Below are 20,475 nucleotides of genomic sequence, written 5' to 3' on the forward strand. Positions count from 1 at the left end.
ACATTATTTCGGGGGTTGTTCAAAAGATGGCATGGGTTTCGACCCGTTGGCTTAAATTGCGTCAACGCGGAATTGCTCAATTCGTTTCAGTTGCGATCGTCTCTTTTTTCGGCTTCATCTGTGCAGTTTCTGCCTCCGGAGCCTCCTTTTCGTCGAATCGCGCGTCGGTTCCCGAATGCCTCGCGTTTGCGAGTGACACCTCCCTTTCGTCCCATCGCGATCAGACATTCCAAACCGGAAGCGACGCGACATGCCCGGATCCCAACGGCGACCCACTCGGACCCGGCACCGCCAACGTCGACCTCGTGGTGCAGAATGGAACCTGCGTCGTCAACGCCGGTACGTACATGTACCACAACATCAACGTCCTCAAAGGCGGAATTCTGCAGTTCAGCGACGCGAATATCACCCTCAACGCCGCCAATATCATCATCGAGAACCAGGGCACGATGCGCGCAGGCAGCGTCGACAACGCCGGAAACATAACGCCAATCACCGGGCCGCTCACGATTCACCTTTACGGTGCAAATCAAGGGCCGGGCGGCGTTGGCGCAAGTTGCAAAACCGACGCGAGCTGCGGCGTACCCAGCGGCATATGGCAATCCAACATGTCCATGAAGATGTACCCGGGCAGTTGTACGAGCACAAAGAACATTGGAGACAGCGGTGTCGACGACTGCTTCTACCAATACGACCCGATGCCCTTCGACTACGGCAAGACTACCGGCGGCACTGGGATGTGTTCTGCCAAGGACGGAAACTGCGGCTACTACGGCTACAAGGTGCTGGGCGTCGGCTATGGCGCAACCCTTCAGCTCTACGGAAAAAAAGGCGCGACCTACGACACCACTGTTGACCCGACCAATACCGGCACCAGTTGGGTTCGCCTGAACAACTGCAATCCGAGCGTCAGTGATCCCACCAAGCAGTGCAACAAGGGTGTGCTGCAACCCGGCGCCAACACGCTGGTATTGTCGAAACCGGTTGATTGGCAGATGAACGACAACATCGTCATCGGCTCGACCGACTACTTGCCCGGCCATGCCGAGCAGGTGAAGCTCAGCTGCGTCAATGATCCCATGAAGTGTCCAGGAAAGATGACCTTTGCGCCGGCGCTGAATTTTCCTCACAACGCCTCAGTTTACAGTCTTAGCAAGGTCACTGGTGGACAGGCGCCAACTGGCTGGACCTCGGTCGACACTCGTGCGTCGGTAGCGCTGCTGACCCGCAGCATTCGTATCGTTTCAGATGACGACACCATAGGAACTCCTTTTCCTGCTGCGCCGACGCCGCCGATAACTCCCGCCACCCAGGGCTACTGGTTCGGCGGTCACATGGTAATCCGCCAGGGCTTCAAGGAGGTTCAGATCCAGGGAGTCGAGTTCTACCAGATGGGGCAGGGTGGAAAGATCGGTCACTACCCGGTCCATTTCCACATGGCGCGCAAGGTTCCCTCGACCGGAATAACCGCTACCTTTTTGAAGGACAACTCCGTTTGGGATTCGATGACTCGATGGTACGTCCTACACGCTACCCAGGGCGTGTTGATGGCGCGCAACGTTGGTTATGCCTCGATCGGTCACGGCTACTACCTGGAAGATGGCACCGAGACCGACAACAAGCTATATGCCAACATAGGGATTTTTGCGCGCGCCGCGGTCACCAACCCCCAGAATCCGCGTAACGTCCCGGGCATACTGGCCGCTCCCGACTATCCAATCATCCAGCGCCCTCCCGAGAACGGAGGCCCTCTGCAGACTGGTCCTTCGGACGACGTGGTCCCCTACCATACGGATTGGGACCATCCGACCGTGTTCTGGATCATGAACGGCTGGAACGACTTCGAGAACAACATGGCTGACGGCGCGGGCACCTGCGGTGTCTGCTACTGGCTGCTGCCGGGTATCAACAGCGGCGGATCGCGGAGCATGAACTGGACCTCCTACGCATCCGAGCAACAGTTGCCCGACAAGGACACAGACGGCGGTACCACGCCGCTGCAAATCTTTACCGGCAACAGTTGCGTCTCGGCCATGTCTTCATTTCTAACCGTAGCAAATACGACGGCTTGTAATGGAGTTCAAATCGGACCGAACAGAGACAATGCGGCGTTTCCGGTTTTGAACCAGTCAGCCGCGGTGCCTTCGTCGCCCGACTACAATCTGGCGCCATCCTCAAAGGACATGCCTCCTGACAAGAATGGATTCACCACCGACAACTACTATCCGCACGTCGGCGGTGGCGGACGTTTTCCAACCAGGTGTACTGGCACCGGAGATTGCAGTAAGCAAAAAATATGTAGCACCCAGGATGAGTCGAATTGCGTAATCACAAACATCGACCACTACACCAGCTCGTTCAATTGGCAGGCGACTAACTTCGCTGCAATCTGGCTGCGGCCATTGTGGTACTTGTTCATTAACAGCGCCCTTACCGATGTGCAGAACGGTGGAATTACCTTCGTGACCGGAGGCGGCTACACCAAATCCGATGCCATCAACGGACATTGGGCCCTCGCCCGCAAGGACGTCTTCATAGGCAATACCCAGGATCCCGCGGCTAACAAGTTTTCCTCGAACGTCGGGCCCTTCAATCCGGCGACCGGGCTCACCTGCGCGGAGGCAGTTGGAATCGGCAAGCCCGGCAACTATTGTCTCGATGCGAACGATGGCATTTCGTTCGCGCTAGCCACTTTCGCTAACAACCAACGCATGTTCAGCATCTATGACGGTCCCGCTTACGAAGATTCCAACGCCTATCTCGATATCACGCGCGCGAATCTTCCTAACGATCCAATCAAAGGATGCAACCCGCAACCCACCACAGACCCATCCCCCGACCACAATTGCGCCAATAGCCATTATTCGCAGGCCGGCAAGATGTTGGGGATGCCGTATGACCCAGTCAACAAGGTCTGCTATCTGCCCAACGCCGCGATCGCGTGGAAACAACCAAACGGGTTCTACTACCCGCCTGCTTTCCACTCGGACAACCTTTTTTTCAACAACGTCGATATTCGCCACTTCGTCATCGAGCCGTTATTCAAGCCAGGCAACCTGTTTGTAAGCGATCCTGTCCAATCCAGAGCGAGATATTGTACCTATGACCCATCGATGTTCACCGGTTTTACTGATATCGATCGGCAGACCGAGCTCAATGACGACGACGGCACTTTGACCGGTCTTATTGGTCCCGAAGCGCAGACCGGGCTCGTAGGATCGGTTTCAGTCAACCAGGACCCGTTTTTCAATGCGCCCCTTCAAACTCCGGAGTGCTTGTCTGACATAAACGTAACTCCTTCGAACTCTGTAACCAATCCAAAACTCTACGCGGGCACAGCGGTTACCAGTCCCTATGACTATGTGACCACCGTCGTGTTTCCAAACTGCGCTGCCTCGGGAGGAAAGTGCACCGCCGAGAACGTGGCAGGCTCTCTTTCACCTTGGAACGCAGATTGTACCAATCAAAATTGCTACGGAGTCCCTCTGTACAGGGAAAATTTAATTCCCGGCGAGATCGAGACTTCTCCCATGGGAGTTCCAATTCGGCTCATGGGCCAAGCCACCTTCCAGAGGAGCAGTCTTACGGTCAATAACGGAAAGTACTACATCGATACCAGCTCAAGCCTGGCGGCGCAGCAGGCCATCAATCCACCACAAAAGAATATTAAGTTGTACAGCGTCTTCCACAAGGGCGGCAAGTATTACGTGTTCCTGCTCTTTGCCAAGTCAACGACCAAGCAGACCTATGACATATACGTCGGAACGGGCTTCGATAAGACGAAGATGGATCAGCTCTGGCTGACGCGTGTACAGCTGCCCAGCTCTTATGAGTTTCAGCCGCCACAGGCCTTTCCGCAGGATCTAGCGAGCTACGACTCGACCACGGGTGTCCTGACGGTAACTATGGACATGAGTAAGTTTCCGAACTTCGCGACCCAATACTCCGCCGAGCAGAAAAACCAATGCCAACCGGCGACCTTCTGCCAATGGATCGACAAACCGGAGATGGATCAGGACAACTGTCAATGCGCCACCTCAATATTCTCGCCCCCGACTTCAACTTTTCAAGCCGCCGAATGCACCAAGACTAACGGCATTTGCCACTGGGGCACCGAGGATGTCGGCTGTCCCCAGGGCGGTTGCTACGGATTTGGAGTCAAGCTCTCGGATAATTTCGTGACCAGTGACAACCCTCCGAGCCCGGTACCGCAGAGTGTCGCGTGCTTGACCAAGCCAATGCTGCCGGCAAAGTCACCCTACGACGTCAACTGGACTCCGACGACCAATAGTTCAACTTGTAACTACTCCTCGACCAATGCATCAACCTTCTGCACTAGTCCGACTGGCGCTGGCCCCGATGATTCAAGTAGTAGTCCGGACACAACCGCTCCTGACGACACGAACTAAGGGCGGTAACGAATGGAAAATTGGGGAAGTCGCTTTTCGCGTTTGTGGTCGAGTGTCCTTGCGATGGCTGTAGCTCTCGCCCTCGCTCTTGGTGGATGCAACTCAAGTAGCAATAGCTCACCCAATCATGGTCCGAAGCCGACGCCCACAGTGGCGCCGACCATCGCACCGACGCCGACTCAGACTGAGACTGCTACTGCGACTATCGCACCAACCGCTACTCCCACTTCGACTCCTGCTAAAACTGATGGCTTGTGGGTACCGAATCTCTTCGGACCATCGGTGAACGAATTCGATCCGCCCGCGCGCGCCGTAAGCGGTAACCCATCTCCGCAATTCTCCAATGAAAGCGCGTTTCTGCTTCTGCCGGCCGGGTTGGCCTTCGACAGCTCGCAGAATCTCTGGGTCACTAATTGCTCCGATTTTACATTGGGTACTGGCGCCATCGCCGAGTTCACCGCCGCGCAGTTGGCGAACCTCGGCAGCAACAGCGCGCCGGACCCCAACACGACCCTGCTCGACGACGGCTCTTTCACGATTCTTAACTGCCCATGGGGCGCGCAATTCGATGCGGCCGGCAATTTGTGGATCACTAACCGGTTGATCCCTAACCTGGTGAGCTACAGTCCCGCGCAACTCGCCGTAGGTGGCGCTCTAACTCCAAACACCACAATAACTTCGACGTCCTTCAGCAGCCCCACGAGCATCGCCTTCGACGCCAGTGCGAATCTTTGGATCGTCGAGAACCAGAACCAGCAAGTTCTGGCCTACAAAGCAGCTACCCTCGCCACGGCCCTGGGTCATTCAGGCCAGGTTAATCCCGATATCATAATCTCGTCCTCGAGTTTCGGTGACCCCCGAGCCATTGTCTTCGACGGATCGGGCAATCTCTGGCTCTCCGATGCGACCGGTAAATTGCTCGAGTTTGCCGCCGCCGATTTGGCCATGAGCGGCACTCCGACTCCGAAGGTGACAATCACCGCGACCGCAGTGGTGACGCTGGACGGGATCGCCCTGAGTCTCGATTTTCCCGAAGGTCTTGCCTTCGATCCTGCTGGAAATCTGTGGGTTGCCAATCTCGAGAGCGACAACGCCGGCAGCCTCGCAGAGTTCACGCCAGCGCAATTGGCGAGCTCGGGCAACCCGTCGCCCGCGGTGTTCCTTGATTCCGACATCTTCGGGACTAACATCCATCAACCTGCACTGCTGACCTTCGGCCCGATTCCCTAGTACTAACTGGATACTCACTTTGTATACTCACTAGCTAATTAGCGCCGCTAATTTGACACCGTTCGAGCAAAGGGCGTAGCCTGTCCCTTGTCGGAATCGAAAAACGAATCGAGCCCGACTTTGATCCAGCCCGACCTGTGGCCCTTCTGCTCGCCTTTGACCACGCTCTGCTAGACCAACATCAACGATAAGACAGCAAGGCTTGAGGGAGACCCCAATGGGACGACCTCGTTTCCATCCAATCCGGAACACTCTTGCCGCGTTCACCATCGCTGGTGCGATGCTTCTGACATTCGCTGCACCCGCCGCAGCAACTTCATGGCAAAAGTCATGGGGCGACTATGACAACCAACAGCAATGGCACGACGCCAGTTGGTGGCTTCAGCACCGGCACGACTGGGTCACCTCGCATCATCCCGAGTGGACTGAAAACTACGCCAGGACTCGCGGTCAGATCGGTGATTCCGACCGATTCCACGGACGGCACTACGGCGACAGCGGATCAGATCGTCTGGGTGCCGTAGCAGTGCGGGCCGCTAAGAACGAAAAGGTAAAAGCTTCGATAAAATCTGAAGCGTCCGTCAAGAACACTCGCCAATCCTAAGGAAGAAAAATATGAAAACGACTAACTATCGAAAAATCGCATTGACGTTCGGTGGAATCCTGATCGCGACTGTCGCCGCAGGATGCTACGGCGGCGGCGGCTCCGGATATTCCAACAATCCCTACGGCTACAATAGCGGCTACAGTAGTTACGGAAGCGCCTATCCCTATCGTGGCTACAACAATGGCTACTCGTATCAACGAAGCTATGGAAATTCATATAACACTGGCTACCAAAACGGAGTACGAGCTGACGCGAATCGCGACCGTCGTGAAGATCACATCAGCGACCAGCACGCCGGAGTAGCCAATCGTGATAGCGCTGTGGCGCGTACTGAAACGTCGCATTCCAGAGCCGATCACACCGAGAAGAACTAGCCGTCTTTATGCTCGGGCTATGAACTCAGCGACGAGCGCTATAGCCGCGCGAACGTTGTCGGCCTCGGTGCGGCCGCTGCGTGCGCGCGGCTTGAAGGAGTGATCTCCGTCTTCGATCCACTCGATTCGGATCGCCTTCGATAGCTTGTAGCCGCGGACGTCTTCCCCGCTGCCAAAGCTGTCGCGCGTTCCCTGGAGGATTAAGGCGGGAGTCCGCAAACTTTCGAGATGGCTGGTTCGCGTCTTCTCAAGCCTGCCCGGCGGATGAAATGGATAGCCGAGGCAGACCAGTCCGAGCACGCCCGCGTCATCCGCAACCATGCTCGCGATCCTGCCGCCCATCGACTTTCCGCCGATCACGAGCTTGCCACTCCCGCCGGCTTCCTCGATCGCGTCGCGAAACGATTGCATCAGGACTCGCGGCTGATCTGGTGCTCCTCGCTTGCCAGTTTCCCGCCGACGCTGCATGTACGGAAATTCGAACCGAACCACCCGAACCCCTGACGCCGCCACTCCGTCCGCGACGAGTTGCATGAATCGCGAATCCATCGGCGCTCCGGCGCCATGCGCAAACAAAAATGTCTTCGCCGCCGCCTTTGGTCCATCTACCAGCTGAGCCGCCATGACGTTGAATCATCGAACGCTCGCAGCTGCCGCGCAAACCCAATCGGTCTGTTTTTTTGAGTATGTGCCGAGAACGGAGTGAGCGAGACTGCTGTTGGCTCCCGCTCGCTCACTCCTACTTTCTTCTATGCGATGCCCGTCGAACCGGTATCCGTGCGCGGACGCGGCCGGCGTCGATGCTCTCAGCGGTGCGGTCGCTTCGGAAAACTCTGCCAGGTAGCGCGCGACGCTCGGCCGCTTGCTCATTCGCGAGAACCAGCTCACCACATTGCTGAACTCCGGCGAAGGTGCGCCCTCCATCAACGACGCGATGTTGATTGGCGAGAAGCATGAAATGTCGGCGACGCTGAATTCGCCGCATAGGTATTCGAGCCTGCCCAGCTCGCGATCGAGTCGTTGATACTGACGCGCGAGCTCCGCCTTTGTCTGCGCGACTGCGTCGCGATCTCGCGTCGACGCATCCGGCTTCAACAGCACTTCGCGAACTAGCACGCCAAGGTTCGGCGCAATCAACGTATCGCCGAGATCCTCGAGTACCCGGCATCGCGCGCGCTCGACCGCACCACTGGGAAACAGCGCGGGCTTCGGAAAGCGCTCATCGAGGTATTCCAGAATGACCGTCGAATCGGGAACTACCGCGTCGCCGTCGACCAGCACCGGGATCTGTGCCTTGGGATTAAGCCGCGGCAGTTCCTCCGGCTTGATCCATCCCGTGCCCGGCGTCCAGTTCACCAGCCGGGTTTCATGCGCGATCGCCTTCTCGAACATCGCGATCCGCGATTTGGCGCTGTAGACGCTCAGAGGAGAATAGTAGAGCTTCATTGCCTTCCTCCATTCCATGCGAAATGTTTGAGATCACTTTTGAGGCTCGCCCGGTAGCACCATCTGCGTTTGCGTGACTACCGCGAGCAGCTTTCCGTTTTCCGAAGTCACCCGCGTCTGCCAGACCATTGTGCGCCGGCCGCGATGAATCGCGACGCACTCCGCCCGCACGGTCGTGCCAACCATCGCCGGACCGATAAAGTTGGTCTTCGATTCGATCGTGGTGGTCATCGCACCATCGCGCAGATTCAACGAGGTCGCGCAGCCGCCGAGCGTGTCTGCCAGCGCCATCATCGCGCCGCCATGCAGAATCGCGGGCCGCGTGCACATGTCCTCGCGAACCTTCATCTCACCCATCACGCATTCAGGCGTCGCCGTGACGAACCTGATTCCGAGCAGCTTCGCGAAGGGCAGCATGTCGCGATTGAGTTGTTCGATTGCATCCATGCGTCAATCATGCACTCGGAGTCGAATACGAGTGGACTATCGATGGTGCCACTTTAAGAAGTATCAAAGGATCCACTTTCGCCGTCAGCAGACGCGTAGTACGGTCACTTTCCGGAGGTGGTCGGATGTTTCTGAAGCTCGATGCGGACGGCGCTTTATATGATCAGGTCTACCGTGCCCTCAGAGGTCAGATTCTCGGCGGACGATTGGCCGCGGCAGCGCGTGTGCCTGCCACCCGTGACCTCGCCCGCGAACTCGGCGTCTCGCGCAACGTCGCGATAATGGCTTACCGCCAACTACTCGACGAAGGTTACCTGACAGCTCGCAAGGGCTCTGGTACTTTCGTCGCGCGCGAACTGCCGCGCCATCTCACGACCGTCGCCGCTCGACGCCGTCCCGTTGCCGCGCGAACTGCCGCACCCGTCCATCTGTCGGCATACGCGCGCCGCGTGCTCGAGGCCTCGCATGGCGTGCAGTTCACGTGGGCGCCGCGGCGCGACGTGCTGCCCTATGATTTCCGATACGGTCCGCCATCGTTCACCGATTTTCCGCATGAGACCTGGTGCCGCATCGTGGCGCGTCGAGCGCGCCGTGTGACGATTCGCGATCTCGACTACGGTACGCCCGAGGGATTGCCCGCGTTGCGCGAGGCGATCGCCGAATACGCCGGACGTGCCCGAGCGATCGCGTGCACTCCTGATCAGATCCTCGTCGTCAACGGCTCACAGCAGGCCCTCGACCTGGCCGCGCGCGTGCTCGTCGATCCAGGCGATGTCGTGCTGATGGAAGAACCGCACTATCGCGGCGCCCGCACGGTGATGAAAGCAGCCGGCGCGAAAATTGAAACCATGGCGGTGGACGATCACGGCCTGCGCACCGCGGAACTCGCTCAGCGCCGCACGCTCAGCCGTCTCGCCATCGTGACACCGTCGCATCAGTTTCCGACCGGCGCCGTGATGCCACTCGCGCGGCGGCTCGAGCTGCTCGCGTGGGCGCGGCGCGCCGGTGCTTGCATCTTCGAGGACGACTACGACAGCGAGTACCGCTATTCCGGCCGGCCGATCGAGGCGCTCGCCGCACTCGATGACAGCGGATGCGTGCTTTACGCCGCGACGTTTTCGAAAGTGATGTTTCCTTCCCTACGGCTGGGATACATGATTCTCCCCGAGCGCCTGGTCGAGCCGATCCGCTCAGTCAAAGCGCTGATGGACACAGGCGGACCGAGTCTCGCGCAAGCCGCGCTGGTCAATTTTATTCGCGAGGGGCATTTCGAACGGCATTTACATCGCACACGAACCCGCAATGCTAGTCGTCGCGCCGCGATGCTTGAAGCGATAGAGCGCCATCTCGGCAGCCGCGCACAAGTATCAGGAATCAATGCCGGCCTTCATCTGATGCTGTGGCTGCGCGACTTGCCGGCCTCGAGATCGCGCGAGTTGCGAATGCGTGCGGCACGCGCCGGCGTCGGCGTGTACTCCGTAGAGCCGTTCTATCTGAGCCCGCCAAAGCAGATAGGACTCCTGCTCGGCTATGCGTCAATGCCTGAAAAACAAATCGCCGAAGGCATCCGCCGCTTCGCTGCTATCGTCAACTCTCTCTAAGAGTGGCTACTCTTCTGAGCCATAGTCAGTCCTTAGGTTATCGTCGACTACCTATCCACGACGACCTTTAGGGCCTAGATCAGGGCACTCCCTAGGACGACCATCCTTGTCGATTGTAGTAATTCACCATCTGTTGAACGATCTGGTCGGTCGTCTTATTGACCAGGTAGCCAGTTGACGACGTAACGTTCTTCACGCCTCCCGCTGCTATGTTCACACCAAGCGAAGCCGCCGCTGCCGCTCCACCCGCCGCTGCGCCTGCCGGTCCAGTGATTCCAGCTCCGGGCATGTAACCGCTATCAGCGCTCGTGGCGAAGTCCAGCAACTCGCTCGAACCTTGTGGCGTCTTTTGAATAACCTGCACCACTGTGTCCACTTTGGAAGCTCCCGCGCCCAGCCCGATGACCATCCTGCGAAGCCGGTTTCCTTCACTTATGTCCGTGAACTGGCCATCCAGCACCAGCACGTTGCTGCCCGCAGGCGGCACTCCACGCTGCAAGCAAGTAGTAGTGATGCCCTTCTGAGTGAGGTTTGCCGCGACCTGAACACAGATATTCTGTGCCGTCTGGTGAGCCAGCTGGATTTGTTCGGCGCTCTCGTCTTCGCCGGACATGTTCCTGTAGGCCACCTGAAAAATGCTGGAGTTAAGCGATACATCGGATGAGTCTACGGCAAACGGATAAACAACTACCGCGGTTGGCGGTGTCGCAGTGATCGGGGCAGCGGAGCTTTGCTGGGTAACCTGAGCCCCCGCACAACCAATCGCCGCGAGGCTCAACAGCGCTAATGTTCCTTTAAGAATAGTAGATGGCATATTGTTTCCTCTCTTTTCGATTGACGTTGGATCCTTTCTAACTTTCTCTTCTCGATCAATTCCAATCACAGTTGCAATTGTGGCAATAGCAGGTTCATTTGAAATCTCAACGCGAATTGTTCGGTTTGAGTCGAAAACTGCCTATAGACCATCCACTCGGTGGAGAATGATGTGTCGATAGCGTAACCCGCGCCGAATTTCCAAACTTTCCCAAATCCCGCACTAAGCGGCATCTGCGTCGAGGTCTTATGACGCCAGTTGATTGTCCAGGTCGCATCACTCGACTTCACATACCATCCTCGCCCTAGCTGATAGGAGAGCATTGGTTGAATCTGGAGCGAACTGACAGGTACCGAGTGCGACGACGAATACGCAAACGATGTAGCCTGCTGGAATAACCCCGCGATATTCAATCCAGGAATTTTCCGGTAAGAGAAAGCCCAGGCGGGCCCAATCTGCCATGCCCCACGCCCGGTGTATTGACTGGTCGAGGTCGGAAATACGAAGTAGGGTCCGACGCCCCAACGGAAGCGGGTCTCTTGTTCGTTCGGCCAGGGCATCACGAACAGGTCCAGAAGTTGGAAGTCGTCGAGCGCTGTGGTTGTTGTCGCGCCTTTGTTGCGAGGAACCGTGACGATCTGGATCGACGGCCGTATCAGTTGTTCGAGCGGCGTAAACAATTGCGGCCGAACGGCCAGGAGTGGCCGAAGTTGCAGCGTGTTCGGCTGAGCATTAGTGCCGTATTCCGAAGGAGTATAGATGTCCTGGATTTTAAACTGCGTCAGACTGGCGGTTGGATCGTATTCCCTCTCAGCTAACGCTGCTTCATCATCCGCTGTACTCGCCGATGCGGTTTGCTGGGCTAAGCCGGGCGACGAGCTAAAGAAGAGGATTAGTAGCAACACACTGAAGGAAGCGATGATGCATCCTTTGCCCGGCTGGCTATAGCCTTCACGGCTGCAACCGGATTCGAGGATCCCTTTTTCCAGACAGCTCACAACATCTATCCAACTTAACTCTCGGTTGGAGTACCTGTAGCATCGATCCGATCCCTTGGCTGTTGTCCTTTAGATCAATAAAAACGCAACCTGCCGTCGACAGATTCCAACGGAAATCTATCGCTTGCCCTGTTTTGGACGAGTCCTATTGCTGTTTGCGAAGCGGTATAGCGTCAGGACGACCGGGCGATACGCTGGTAGAGCAGGGCGGCGCCTTCGTAGATCGTGGCGCCGTCATCGGGACTGCCGACGAACTCAGCGATCTGCCGCATCTCGTCAACAAATCGGGACGCCTTCGGACGCATCGCGGGAACGAAGCGATCAAGCTGCTTGAGGTAATTCGGCTGACTGCGCGCGAGTTCAGCCCGCAGCGCATCATTCAGTCCCTCGCGTTCTGCCGCGCCGAGCATCGTCGCGCATAGTGCGGTGAAGCCCTTGGTCAGCCCTGCGTAGGACAGCTTCAAGCCGGACGCGGCGCCAACGGGCCCGTCGAGAATCGCTACGTCGAGACCAAAGCTGGCGAGCCGCGTCATCAGATAAGCGTCGCGGCCTGATGCGTAAAAGCGAGGACCCTTTGCGGGATCTTGAGTGCCGGCGACGGGCGGTCCGCCGATGATGCCGGCATCGATGAAGTTTGTGGCATCGAACAGTTTGCAGATGCGACGGCAAGTCGCTGGCGAAATCGCGTTGCATTCGACAAAGACCGGGGGTGCTTTCGCGCGGCTGATTGGAGCGCGAAGACGTTCGGCGACTTCGACGGCGACGCCAGGCGGAACAATCGAAAGCACGAAGCTCGCATCGCGCACAAGCGAATCGTCGTCGTTGACCACCTCGAGGCCGGCACTACGAACGCGCGCGACGCTTTCCGCGCTGCGCCCGGCGATCGATGTCACCACGCGCGCACCGGATTCACGCAGCCTGCGGCCTACCGCGGCGCCCATCTCACCGGCGCCGACGATCGCAACCGTCACGGAGTCTCGATCGCTCATCGGAGCACCCCTTGCAAATTTTATTTGCGGAATTTCAGTAGCGGTTGATGCGCGCCAGGCGATCGGCGTGAAAGTTCGAATCGCCGAATAGTTCCTGGCATACGCGAACCCGTTTCATAAACAAGCCGATGTCGAATTCGTCGGTCATCCCGATCCCGCCATGCATCTGCACTGCTTCCTGCACCGCGAGCGTGGCGCTCAGGCCGGCACGCGCCTTTGCCACCGACACGATCGCGCCGGCGTGGTCGTAAGAATCGTCGAGGGTCTGCAGCGACTTGAGCACAGCCGCGCGCGTAACCTCGAGTTCGCAGTAGAGATGCGCCGCGCGATGCTGCAACGTCTGGAATTCGCCGATCGCTTTGCCGAATTGCTTGCGCTCTTTCAAGTAAGCGACCGTGCGGCTGAAGGCTTCCTCGCTGGCGCCGACCATCTCCGACGCCACCACGGCTCGGCCGACATTCAGCACGCCTTCGAGCACGTCCCAACCCGCGTCAACCTTGCCGAGCACGTTGTCGGCGCTGACGTTCACGTTCTCGAACGTGATCCGCGCGGCATTGTGGGTGTCCACGGTCGCAGTACGCTCGGCGCGAACTCCCGGCGCGTTCGCGTCAACCAGAAACAGCGTGATGCCGGCGGTATCGCCGGGGTTACCAGCAGTGCGAGCGGCCACTATCAGAAGGTTCGCGACGTGGCCATCGATCACGAAAGTCTTGGCGCCGCCAAGCTTGAAGCCATTGCCGGCGCGAGCCGCGGGCATCGCGGTTTTCTCAGGATGATGCTTTGCGGTTTCGTCGAACGCCAACGTGGCGATCAATTCGCCGGCCACAATTTTCGGCAGGTAATTTTCTTTCTGCTTGTCGGTGCCAGCTCGAGCGATCGCAGTCGCAGCGAGAACTGCCGTCGAGAGAAAAGGGGAGGGCGTGAGCGTACGGCCCAGCTCCTCTGCCACGACTCCCGCCTCGACATGACCGAGTCCCAGGCCGCCGTAGTCCTGCGGGACTAGAATCCCGGCCCAGCCCATCTCGACAAAGGTTTTCCAGAGCGCGCGTGAGAATCCGTCTGCGTCGCGATTGTCGCGGAGCGCGCGCAGATGAGCGATCGGCGCATTCCTGGCCAAAAAGCCGCGCGCGTTGTCGCGCAGCATCGTCTGTTCGTCGTTAAGAACTAGCGCCATCAGCGGCTACGCACCAGGCAGGCCCAGGATGCGCTTTGCAATGATGTTGAGCTGAACCTCGCTGGTCCCGCCTTCGATCGAGTTCGCCTTCGAGCGCAGCCATGCGCGCGCCGTGCGGCCTTCACGCGACCGCTCGCCTTCCCATTCCAGCGCGTCCGTGCCGCCGGCCGACATCACCAACTCCATCCGCCGCTTGTTGAGTTCGGTGCCGTAGTACTTCAGCAACGACGATACCGCGGGATGAGCCTGCCCGACTTTAGCCATGTCGCCCGCGCGATCCATCGTCAGTCGAAAAGCGAGCGCGTCGATCTCGAACGCGGCGATCTGCCCGCGCAGCACGGTGTCCGAGAGCACGCCGTTGTCGGTGCCGACCGTGTCGGTCGCAATCTGGCCGAGCGATCGGTTTTCCGACGTGCTGCCCATCCCGCCGATCATGTCGCGCTCATGCGTCAGCAGGTACTTCGCGATGTCCCATCCTTTGTTGAGCTTGCCGACGAGGTTCGCCTTGGGCACCAGCACGTCGTCGAAGAAAGTCTGGCAGAACGGCGACGCACCTGAGATCAAAGTGATCGGCTTGGTCGAGACGCCTGCGCTTTCCATGTCGAACAGGATAAAGCTGATGCCCTCGTGCTTCGGCGCGTTCGGATCGGTGCGCACCAGGCAAAAAATCCAGTCGGCCTTATCCGCGTATGAGGTCCAAATTTTCGATCCATTGACGAGGAACTGATCGCCCTTGTCTTCCGCGCGCGTTTGCAGCGACGCCAGGTCGGATCCCGATCCCGGTTCGGAGTATCCCTGGCACCATCGAATTTCACCGCGCGCAATTTTCGGCAGATGCTCGCGCTTCTGTTCTTCAGACCCGTACTTCAACAGCGCCGGCCCGAGCATCCAGATGCCGAAGCTGTCGAGCGGCGAGCGACAGTTGAGCGCGCGCATTTCCTGGCGCAGAATTTTCGCCTCGTCGCGCGAGAGTCCGCCGCCGCCATACTCACGCGGCCATTCCGGCACTGTCCAGCCCTTCTGGCCCATGCGCTCGAGCCATTGCCGCTGCGCGTCGGATTGAAATTTCCAATGCCGTCCGCCCCAGCAAGTGTCTTCCTCGGTCTGCGCCGGCCGCCGCATTTCTGGAGGACAATTCGCCTCCAGCCACGCACGCGTCTCTTTCCGAAAATTTTCAAGATTTTCCATAGCTACATCAGCTGTTAATCGGTCTGCCCGCGCGATTCAAGGTTCCTGGGATACGCTCACTTCTTCGGCCCGCCCATACCGAATGCGTCCGTTTGGAATTGATGCCCGTACATGTCGCCCGGATGGTATTCCGACTGGTAGGTGGCAGGTCGCGCGCCCCAACCATATTCGAACGACCATCCCGACGGATTCAGGAAGTAGAACGAAAACATGTGATCATTCGAGTGCTTGCCGGGCGTGATTGTCACCGGGACCTTGCTCTTGCACACCAGGTCGTACGTCATACCGACGTCGTCGAGGTTATCGACTTCGATCATCGTGTGGTTGATGCGGCGGTCGACGGGTATGCCGAAGGCGACGGTGTGATCGCGGTCGTTGCAATGCATGAAGACAATGCCCGTGGCTTGCTTGCCGCGCCCGAACTTGTACTCGACGCCGCCGCGCATCCCGAGCAGCTGATAGAAGCGCTGGGCCGCCTCGGCGTTGCGTTCCCGGATGATGGTGTGACCCAAACCACCGGTGCCAGTCTTGAAGCGGCCGTGCATCGCGCGCCCGGGATGAAACGGCTTGCCAAATTGCACCAACGGTCCGTGAAAGATCTCGATCGGGTTGCCGCCGGGATCGTCGAGCTTGAGGACCTCGAGCACGCGGCGTTCCTCGGCTTCTTCGGTGGAACCGAGACGGAACTTGATTCCGGCGTCAGAGAGCTGACGCTGCATCTCGGCGAATTCTTCGGCGCCGGCAACGCGGAAACCGAGGTATGCGAGATCGTCACTGCCGTCATTATGGATAACGATCCGATGATGCAGGTAGTCCATGCGTAGATAGCATCGATCGGGCTCGCCGTCGTCGGCCAGTTCGAAGCCGACGATGTTCGTGGCGAAATCCTTCCACGCTGCGAGGTCTTTAACGCCGATTCCCATGTACCCGAGCTCTGTCACATGAGCCATATAGATTTCCTCCGAGCGTTTATCGAGCTTCTGTGCGGACCCAATCGGAACCAAGAGCGACGCGCCGAACCGAATCCGTATCAGTCGGCTGATGACCAACTTTATGCACGGGTGCAGGGGCTTCGACAACCTTATTCGACAGGCGCCCAAGGCCGCTGACCTCGACTTCAACCAAATCGCCGGGGTTCATCGGGCGCGAATTCTTCGGCGTGCCCGATAATATGATGTCACCGGGCAGCAGCGTGATGAACCGCGACAGGTCGGCGAGTATATAGTCAATCGGGAATAGCATTTCCGAGATTGCGCCCTCCTGCACCATCTTACCGTTCATGTAAGTACGCAAAGTAGATTTGCGAATATCTACTCCACTGACTATTCCGGGACCGATCGGACAGAAGCCGTCCTGACCTTTCACGCGGAGCATCGAGCCGGCGTCGGTGTCGCGATAGTCCTGGCATCCGACGTCATTCGCAGGTGCAAATCCCGCGATATAGTCCCAACTCTCTTCGCGACTGACGTTGCGCATCGGCTTGCCGATAATCACCCCGACTTCGCCTTCGTAGTTGAGATACTTGTGCCCGGCCGGCCGGCACAGCATGCCGCGATGAGAATTCAGCGCTGTGACAGGCTTCTGGAAGTAGGTCGGCGTCTCTAGCATCGGCGCTTTGAACTCGACCCGCCTCGAATCGTAGTTCAAATGGATGCACAGAATCTTGGTCGGGTCGCATGGCGGTAAGTACGTCGCCTCTGAATCAGCGAGGTGCCGTCCGTCGCCGAGCAGAAGACGATCGCCCTCGGGACGGACCCACTTCGGTTGTCCCTCATGCAGGACTCGCCGCCATTCCTGTCTCGGAACGTCTAGTACACTCATTGGCTATTCTCCGATTAGTCAGTTTAACCTCTTCCAGTTCCCCTTCCCGAGCGGGAAGGGGTTAGAGGTTAGGTTTCTAGGCAAACGATCCTTTCAATGCTGCGATGTTCTTGACGTCGCAGTAGAAGTCGAAGCTCCAGTTGCCGCCTTCGCGTCCGATGCCCGAATCGCGGCTGCCGCCGAACGGAGCGGCGAGCTCGCGCACGAAAAAGCAGTTCACCCACACCGTGCCCGCCGTGACGCGACTCGCGATGCGCATCGCGCGTTCCTGATTCTTGCTGAAGACCATCGCGGCGAGTCCGTAATGCGTGCCGTTGGCGTGCGCAATCAGCTCATCCTCGTCGCGAAAAGTCTGCCAGGTCAGCACCGGACCGAACACTTCGCGCTGGACGATCTCCATGTCCTGCCGCGCCCCCTCGAGGAGCGTTGGCTCGAAGTACAATTCGCCGACGCTGGAACGCTTGCCTCCCCACGACGGTTTGACGCCCGATTTCAACGCACGGTCGACGAATCCCTCGACGCGTATGAAATGTTCCGGCGTAATGAGCGGGCCGACGCGCGTGCTCTTCTCGCGCGGATCACCGACGGTCATGTGCGCCGCAGCCATGCGAAACTTGCTCTGGAATTCATCGGCCACCGACGCGTCAACCAGCAGCCGAGTGCCCGCAAGACACACCTGGCCTGCATTGATGTACTGGCCCGCGGCAGTCTGCGCGGCCGCGTCGAGGTCGGCATCGGCGCACACTATATAAGGAGACTTGCCGCCCAGCTCGAAGCTGACTGGCGTGAGCGATCGCGCAGTCGACTGTCCGATCAATTTCGCGGTGTCGGTCGATCCGGTGAAACTCAACCTGTCTATATCCAAATGCGCCGCGAGCGCCGCGCCTGCCTCTTCGCCGATTCCTTGCACGACGTTGAGCACGCCCGCGGGGATTCCGGCCTCGGTTGCGATATCCGCCATCATCGAGCACGTCAGCGGCGCCCACTCAGGCGGTTTGACTACCACCGTGTCGCCCGCCGCGAGCGCGGGCCCGACCTTCCACGTCGTCAGCATGAAGGGAGCGTTCCACGGCGTGATCAGCGCAGCCACTCCCGCAGGATCGAAGCGCACGTGATTCACAACCTCGGGCGAATCGATTTGCTCGTGACCCAATTTCAACGCGCGGTCTGCGAAGAACTCTATATTTTGAGCGGCGCGCGGAATCACTCGCGCCAGGTTGCCCATCAGCAGCGATCCGTTGTCTGCCGTCTCGACCGCCGAGAGTTCCTTCGCATGATCGAGGATCCCTTGGGCCAACTTTTTCAGCACGCGATGACGTCCGTCAGGCCCGAGCGCCGCCCATTTCGGAAACGCACGACGCGCGGCCGCCACGGCCGCATCGATCTCCTCTGCGCCACCCGCGCTTACATCGGCAAGATGCTTGCCGTCGATCGGCGAGCAATTCGCAAACGTCCGCTTCGACGCGACGCGCTTGCCGTCGATGAAATGCGCGGTTGAGACTTCCACTCCCGCTATTTTGGCGTTTTCCATTTGGTAACCTCCACGAGTCTCGTATTACGACGGCCCGTTCTTATTTCCGCCGGCGATTCGAGTAATCCGAGAAATTGCAGTTCGAGCATCTGGCGCATCGAGGGCTTGGATGGATCCGGCGTCCGCAAGCCGGTACCGAGCCAAACGACCAAGAATGAAAAGTGAAGCGCAAATAGATTGTAGGCAAGCAGCGCGGGATCGACCGAGGCCCTGATTTCTCCGCGCCCCTGCGCCTGCTCGATCAGCACACTCATACGACTGAAGAACGCTTCCATAACTGCATCGATACCGTGATGATCGCCCTTCACGAACGCGAGTTCCCTGACAAAGATCCGCGCCAGCTCCAGTTCGCGCTGATTCTGCTTCAGCATGGCGTTGAACACGTGCATCGCCTGGTCGATCAACGGCGCCTGGGGCACAGTCGCGAACGCGCGATTGATGGTGCGGCCGATATCCTCCTGGAACACCATCACCAGCAACTCGTCCTTGGATCGAGCATGGAAGAAAAGCGTCCCTTTCCCGACGTCGGCGCGCTCGGCTATTTCGCTCGTGGTAGTCTGCTCGAAGCCCTTGGTGCGGAAGAGTTCTCGCGCTGCCGCGATCAGACGCGCACGTTTGTCCCGCTTGTTGCGTTCCGCGCGACCAACGACTTCCACGATTCCCGCAGCTGCCATCACGCGCGCGCCTCGCTGTCGAGCGACGACGATCCCGCGGCAATTCCTTGCGCCTCATCCTTCATCATCTTGTCCATCATTCTTCTGAACTGCGACAGGGCGCTGTCCGATACCGTCGTGATCATCGCGGCGCCGTGCGACCGATTGATATTCACCTGTTGCGCTTCGATCATCGTCCGGTCTTCGTTGAATGCCTTCAGGCCGAGTTGGTAGAAGGACTCCATCAACTCCGCTTCCTGCCTCCACGGTCCGTATGCGAAGAAATAGCAGGTCTGATTTTCCGTCAGCGGAGTCACCGCCTGGCAGGTGAATTGTCGGTGAAGCGGCTCGACGCCCGACGGCTCCCGCTCCGGGAACTGCACTGCCGTTCCGAGCGGATACATATCCGCGCGCAGCAGGAACACACCCGGCGCCACGAAGTCGTAGGTCTGCCAGATTTCGGTCCGCATGCCACGGATGGATCCAATCATTTGCGACGATTCTGCCTTGAGCCAGTTCTGAATCCTCACCGATCGCTCGAGCCTGGTCACGACCGGCCTTGACACTCCTTCCGGCGTGAGGCTCGCTCCCAGACTGTAGCGATGCAAAAACGGGATGTGCGAGAGGTCGAGCAGGTTGTCGTTGATCAGCATGTAGTTGGCCTTGTAATCCATCCGGCCCGGCAGCATCGCCCAACGCGGATCGTCGATGCCGACGAACTCGGGAATCAGCGACTCGTCAGCTAGCGCGGGCTCTCCCATCCAGACCCACGCGCCGCTGTACTTGTCGACGATCGAATAGGACCGAACACACGCCTGCGGCGGGATTTTGGATTGGCCGGGGATCTCGATGCACTTTCCCGACGGTGCGAACTTCAGTCCGTGATACATGCATCGAAGGTCGTCGTTCTCGATACGGCCAAGCGAGAGCGGCGCGAAGCGATGGCAGCATCGATCCTGAAGCGCAACCAGGCCGCCGTCACTCTTGCGGTGAATAACTATCTGCTCGTTGAGCATCGTGACCGCTTTCAACTCGTCGATTCCGAAGTCGCGGCTCCAGCCAGCCATGTACCAGCAATTGCGGACGAACATCGAGATTTCCTCCCGCGGGGTGAATCGGATTTGCAGGACCGCACGAATACGGCTTCGCAAAGGCTGGCATAACTCCATTCATGACTGAAGTCAATTCCGACT

The 20,475-nt window shown here is 58.6% G+C and carries 18 protein-coding genes; 5 read left to right on the forward strand and 13 right to left on the reverse strand.

Annotated elements, in window-relative coordinates; translation table 11 throughout:
- Positions 1 to 26: 26 nt before the first annotated feature.
- From WB650_RS05275 to WB650_RS05290, 4 genes are all read left to right on the forward strand, one after another.
- Complete coding sequence (locus WB650_RS05275) at positions 27 to 4,409, forward strand: G8 domain-containing protein (RefSeq protein ID WP_422303786.1); 4,383 nt, start codon at positions 27 to 29, stop codon at positions 4,407 to 4,409.
- Between the two features lie 63 nt (positions 4,410 to 4,472).
- On the forward strand, positions 4,473 to 5,639 hold the full coding sequence (locus tag WB650_RS05280) for a hypothetical protein (RefSeq protein WP_423959678.1): 1,167 nt from the start codon (positions 4,473 to 4,475) through the stop codon (positions 5,637 to 5,639).
- Positions 5,640 to 5,856: 217 nt separating this feature from the next.
- Positions 5,857 to 6,243 (forward strand): hypothetical protein, encoded by a 387-nt coding sequence (locus WB650_RS05285; protein WP_422303788.1) that lies wholly within the window; start codon positions 5,857 to 5,859, stop codon positions 6,241 to 6,243.
- An 11-nt stretch (positions 6,244 to 6,254) separates the two neighbouring features.
- Positions 6,255 to 6,620: a hypothetical protein gene (locus WB650_RS05290; RefSeq protein ID WP_422303789.1), complete on the forward strand. Its 366-nt coding sequence runs from the start codon at positions 6,255 to 6,257 to the stop codon at positions 6,618 to 6,620.
- A gap of 6 nt (positions 6,621 to 6,626) precedes the next feature.
- Here the strand turns inward: WB650_RS05290 and WB650_RS05295 are convergent, their stop codons facing one another.
- Genes WB650_RS05295 through WB650_RS05305 form a run of 3 tightly spaced genes read right to left on the reverse strand, consistent with a single transcriptional unit; the run spans position 6,627 to position 8,513 of the window.
- A complete protein-coding gene (locus WB650_RS05295) occupies positions 6,627 to 7,244 on the reverse strand; it encodes an alpha/beta fold hydrolase (RefSeq protein ID WP_422303790.1) in 618 nt (205 codons plus the stop codon).
- A gap of 9 nt (positions 7,245 to 7,253) precedes the next feature.
- Positions 7,254 to 8,066: a glutathione S-transferase family protein gene (locus tag WB650_RS05300; RefSeq protein WP_422303791.1), complete on the reverse strand. Its 813-nt coding sequence runs from the start codon at positions 8,064 to 8,066 to the stop codon at positions 7,254 to 7,256.
- Positions 8,067 to 8,099: 33 nt separating this feature from the next.
- Complete coding sequence (locus tag WB650_RS05305) at positions 8,100 to 8,513, reverse strand: PaaI family thioesterase (RefSeq protein WP_422303792.1); 414 nt, start codon at positions 8,511 to 8,513, stop codon at positions 8,100 to 8,102.
- 125 nt (positions 8,514 to 8,638) lie between these two features.
- Between WB650_RS05305 and WB650_RS05310 the strand changes: the two genes are divergently transcribed.
- On the forward strand, positions 8,639 to 10,114 hold the full coding sequence (locus WB650_RS05310; RefSeq protein ID WP_422303793.1) for a PLP-dependent aminotransferase family protein: 1,476 nt from the start codon (positions 8,639 to 8,641) through the stop codon (positions 10,112 to 10,114).
- A gap of 91 nt (positions 10,115 to 10,205) precedes the next feature.
- On the opposite strand, the gene WB650_RS05315 is transcribed toward WB650_RS05310, so the two are convergent.
- From WB650_RS05315 to WB650_RS05360, 10 genes are all read right to left on the reverse strand, one after another.
- Entirely contained in the window at positions 10,206 to 10,928 is a 723-nt protein-coding gene (locus WB650_RS05315) for a DUF4410 domain-containing protein (RefSeq protein WP_422303794.1), read from the reverse strand.
- Between the two features lie 65 nt (positions 10,929 to 10,993).
- The gene (locus WB650_RS05320) at positions 10,994 to 11,926 is read right to left on the reverse strand and encodes a hypothetical protein (RefSeq protein ID WP_422303795.1); all 933 of its coding nucleotides are present in this window, start codon (positions 11,924 to 11,926) and stop codon (positions 10,994 to 10,996) included.
- Positions 11,927 to 12,099: 173 nt separating this feature from the next.
- Positions 12,100 to 12,915, reverse strand: coding sequence for a DUF1932 domain-containing protein (locus WB650_RS05325; RefSeq protein ID WP_422303796.1), 816 nt, complete (start codon positions 12,913 to 12,915; stop codon positions 12,100 to 12,102).
- Between the two features lie 34 nt (positions 12,916 to 12,949).
- Positions 12,950 to 14,089 (reverse strand): acyl-CoA dehydrogenase family protein, encoded by a 1,140-nt coding sequence (locus WB650_RS05330; protein WP_422303797.1) that lies wholly within the window; start codon positions 14,087 to 14,089, stop codon positions 12,950 to 12,952.
- 6 nt (positions 14,090 to 14,095) lie between these two features.
- Positions 14,096 to 15,277 carry an acyl-CoA dehydrogenase family protein gene (locus WB650_RS05335; protein WP_422303798.1) on the reverse strand — a complete coding sequence of 394 codons (1,182 nt, stop codon included), beginning with the start codon at positions 15,275 to 15,277 and terminating at the stop codon, positions 14,096 to 14,098.
- A 56-nt stretch (positions 15,278 to 15,333) separates the two neighbouring features.
- Positions 15,334 to 16,227 (reverse strand): VOC family protein, encoded by an 894-nt coding sequence (locus tag WB650_RS05340; protein WP_422303799.1) that lies wholly within the window; start codon positions 16,225 to 16,227, stop codon positions 15,334 to 15,336.
- A 19-nt stretch (positions 16,228 to 16,246) separates the two neighbouring features.
- Positions 16,247 to 17,098, reverse strand: coding sequence for a fumarylacetoacetate hydrolase family protein (locus WB650_RS05345; protein ID WP_423959682.1), 852 nt, complete (start codon positions 17,096 to 17,098; stop codon positions 16,247 to 16,249).
- A 76-nt stretch (positions 17,099 to 17,174) separates the two neighbouring features.
- Positions 17,175 to 18,629, reverse strand: coding sequence for an aldehyde dehydrogenase family protein (locus WB650_RS05350; protein WP_422301677.1), 1,455 nt, complete (start codon positions 18,627 to 18,629; stop codon positions 17,175 to 17,177).
- Positions 18,611 to 19,303 (reverse strand): TetR/AcrR family transcriptional regulator, encoded by a 693-nt coding sequence (locus WB650_RS05355; protein ID WP_423959684.1) that lies wholly within the window; start codon positions 19,301 to 19,303, stop codon positions 18,611 to 18,613. Before WB650_RS05355 ends, WB650_RS05350 begins: the two co-directional genes overlap by 19 nt.
- On the reverse strand, positions 19,303 to 20,373 hold the full coding sequence (locus WB650_RS05360; protein ID WP_423959686.1) for a Rieske 2Fe-2S domain-containing protein: 1,071 nt from the start codon (positions 20,371 to 20,373) through the stop codon (positions 19,303 to 19,305). The genes WB650_RS05355 and WB650_RS05360 overlap by 1 nt, the downstream gene beginning before the upstream one ends.
- Between the last annotated feature and the right edge of the window lie 102 nt (positions 20,374 to 20,475).

Source organism: Binatus sp. (SeqCode) (assembly GCF_049584895.1).
Taxonomy (GTDB): Bacteria; Desulfobacterota; Binatia; order Binatales; family Binataceae; genus Binatus.

Excerpts from the sequence above, each read along its gene's own strand:
- WB650_RS05275 (WP_422303786.1), top strand. The coding sequence starts at position 27 with ATGGCATGGGTTTCGACCCGTTGGCTTAAATTGCGTCAACGCGGAATT.
- WB650_RS05280 (WP_423959678.1), top strand. The coding sequence starts at position 4,473 with ATGGCTGTAGCTCTCGCCCTCGCTCTTGGTGGATGCAACTCAAGTAGC.
- WB650_RS05285 (WP_422303788.1), top strand. The coding sequence starts at position 5,857 with ATGGGACGACCTCGTTTCCATCCAATCCGGAACACTCTTGCCGCGTTC.
- WB650_RS05290 (WP_422303789.1), top strand. The coding sequence starts at position 6,255 with ATGAAAACGACTAACTATCGAAAAATCGCATTGACGTTCGGTGGAATC.
- WB650_RS05295 (WP_422303790.1), bottom strand. The coding sequence starts at position 7,244 with ATGGCGGCTCAGCTGGTAGATGGACCAAAGGCGGCGGCGAAGACATTT.
- WB650_RS05300 (WP_422303791.1), bottom strand. The coding sequence starts at position 8,066 with ATGAAGCTCTACTATTCTCCTCTGAGCGTCTACAGCGCCAAATCGCGG.
- WB650_RS05305 (WP_422303792.1), bottom strand. The coding sequence starts at position 8,513 with ATGGATGCAATCGAACAACTCAATCGCGACATGCTGCCCTTCGCGAAG.
- WB650_RS05310 (WP_422303793.1), top strand. The coding sequence starts at position 8,639 with ATGTTTCTGAAGCTCGATGCGGACGGCGCTTTATATGATCAGGTCTAC.
- WB650_RS05315 (WP_422303794.1), bottom strand. The coding sequence starts at position 10,928 with ATGCCATCTACTATTCTTAAAGGAACATTAGCGCTGTTGAGCCTCGCG.
- WB650_RS05325 (WP_422303796.1), bottom strand. The coding sequence starts at position 12,915 with ATGAGCGATCGAGACTCCGTGACGGTTGCGATCGTCGGCGCCGGTGAG.
- WB650_RS05330 (WP_422303797.1), bottom strand. The coding sequence starts at position 14,089 with ATGGCGCTAGTTCTTAACGACGAACAGACGATGCTGCGCGACAACGCG.
- WB650_RS05335 (WP_422303798.1), bottom strand. The coding sequence starts at position 15,277 with ATGGAAAATCTTGAAAATTTTCGGAAAGAGACGCGTGCGTGGCTGGAG.
- WB650_RS05340 (WP_422303799.1), bottom strand. The coding sequence starts at position 16,227 with ATGGCTCATGTGACAGAGCTCGGGTACATGGGAATCGGCGTTAAAGAC.
- WB650_RS05345 (WP_423959682.1), bottom strand. The coding sequence starts at position 17,098 with ATGAGTGTACTAGACGTTCCGAGACAGGAATGGCGGCGAGTCCTGCAT.
- WB650_RS05350 (WP_422301677.1), bottom strand. The coding sequence starts at position 18,629 with ATGGAAAACGCCAAAATAGCGGGAGTGGAAGTCTCAACCGCGCATTTC.
- WB650_RS05355 (WP_423959684.1), bottom strand. The coding sequence starts at position 19,303 with ATGGCAGCTGCGGGAATCGTGGAAGTCGTTGGTCGCGCGGAACGCAAC.
- WB650_RS05360 (WP_423959686.1), bottom strand. The coding sequence starts at position 20,373 with ATGTTCGTCCGCAATTGCTGGTACATGGCTGGCTGGAGCCGCGACTTC.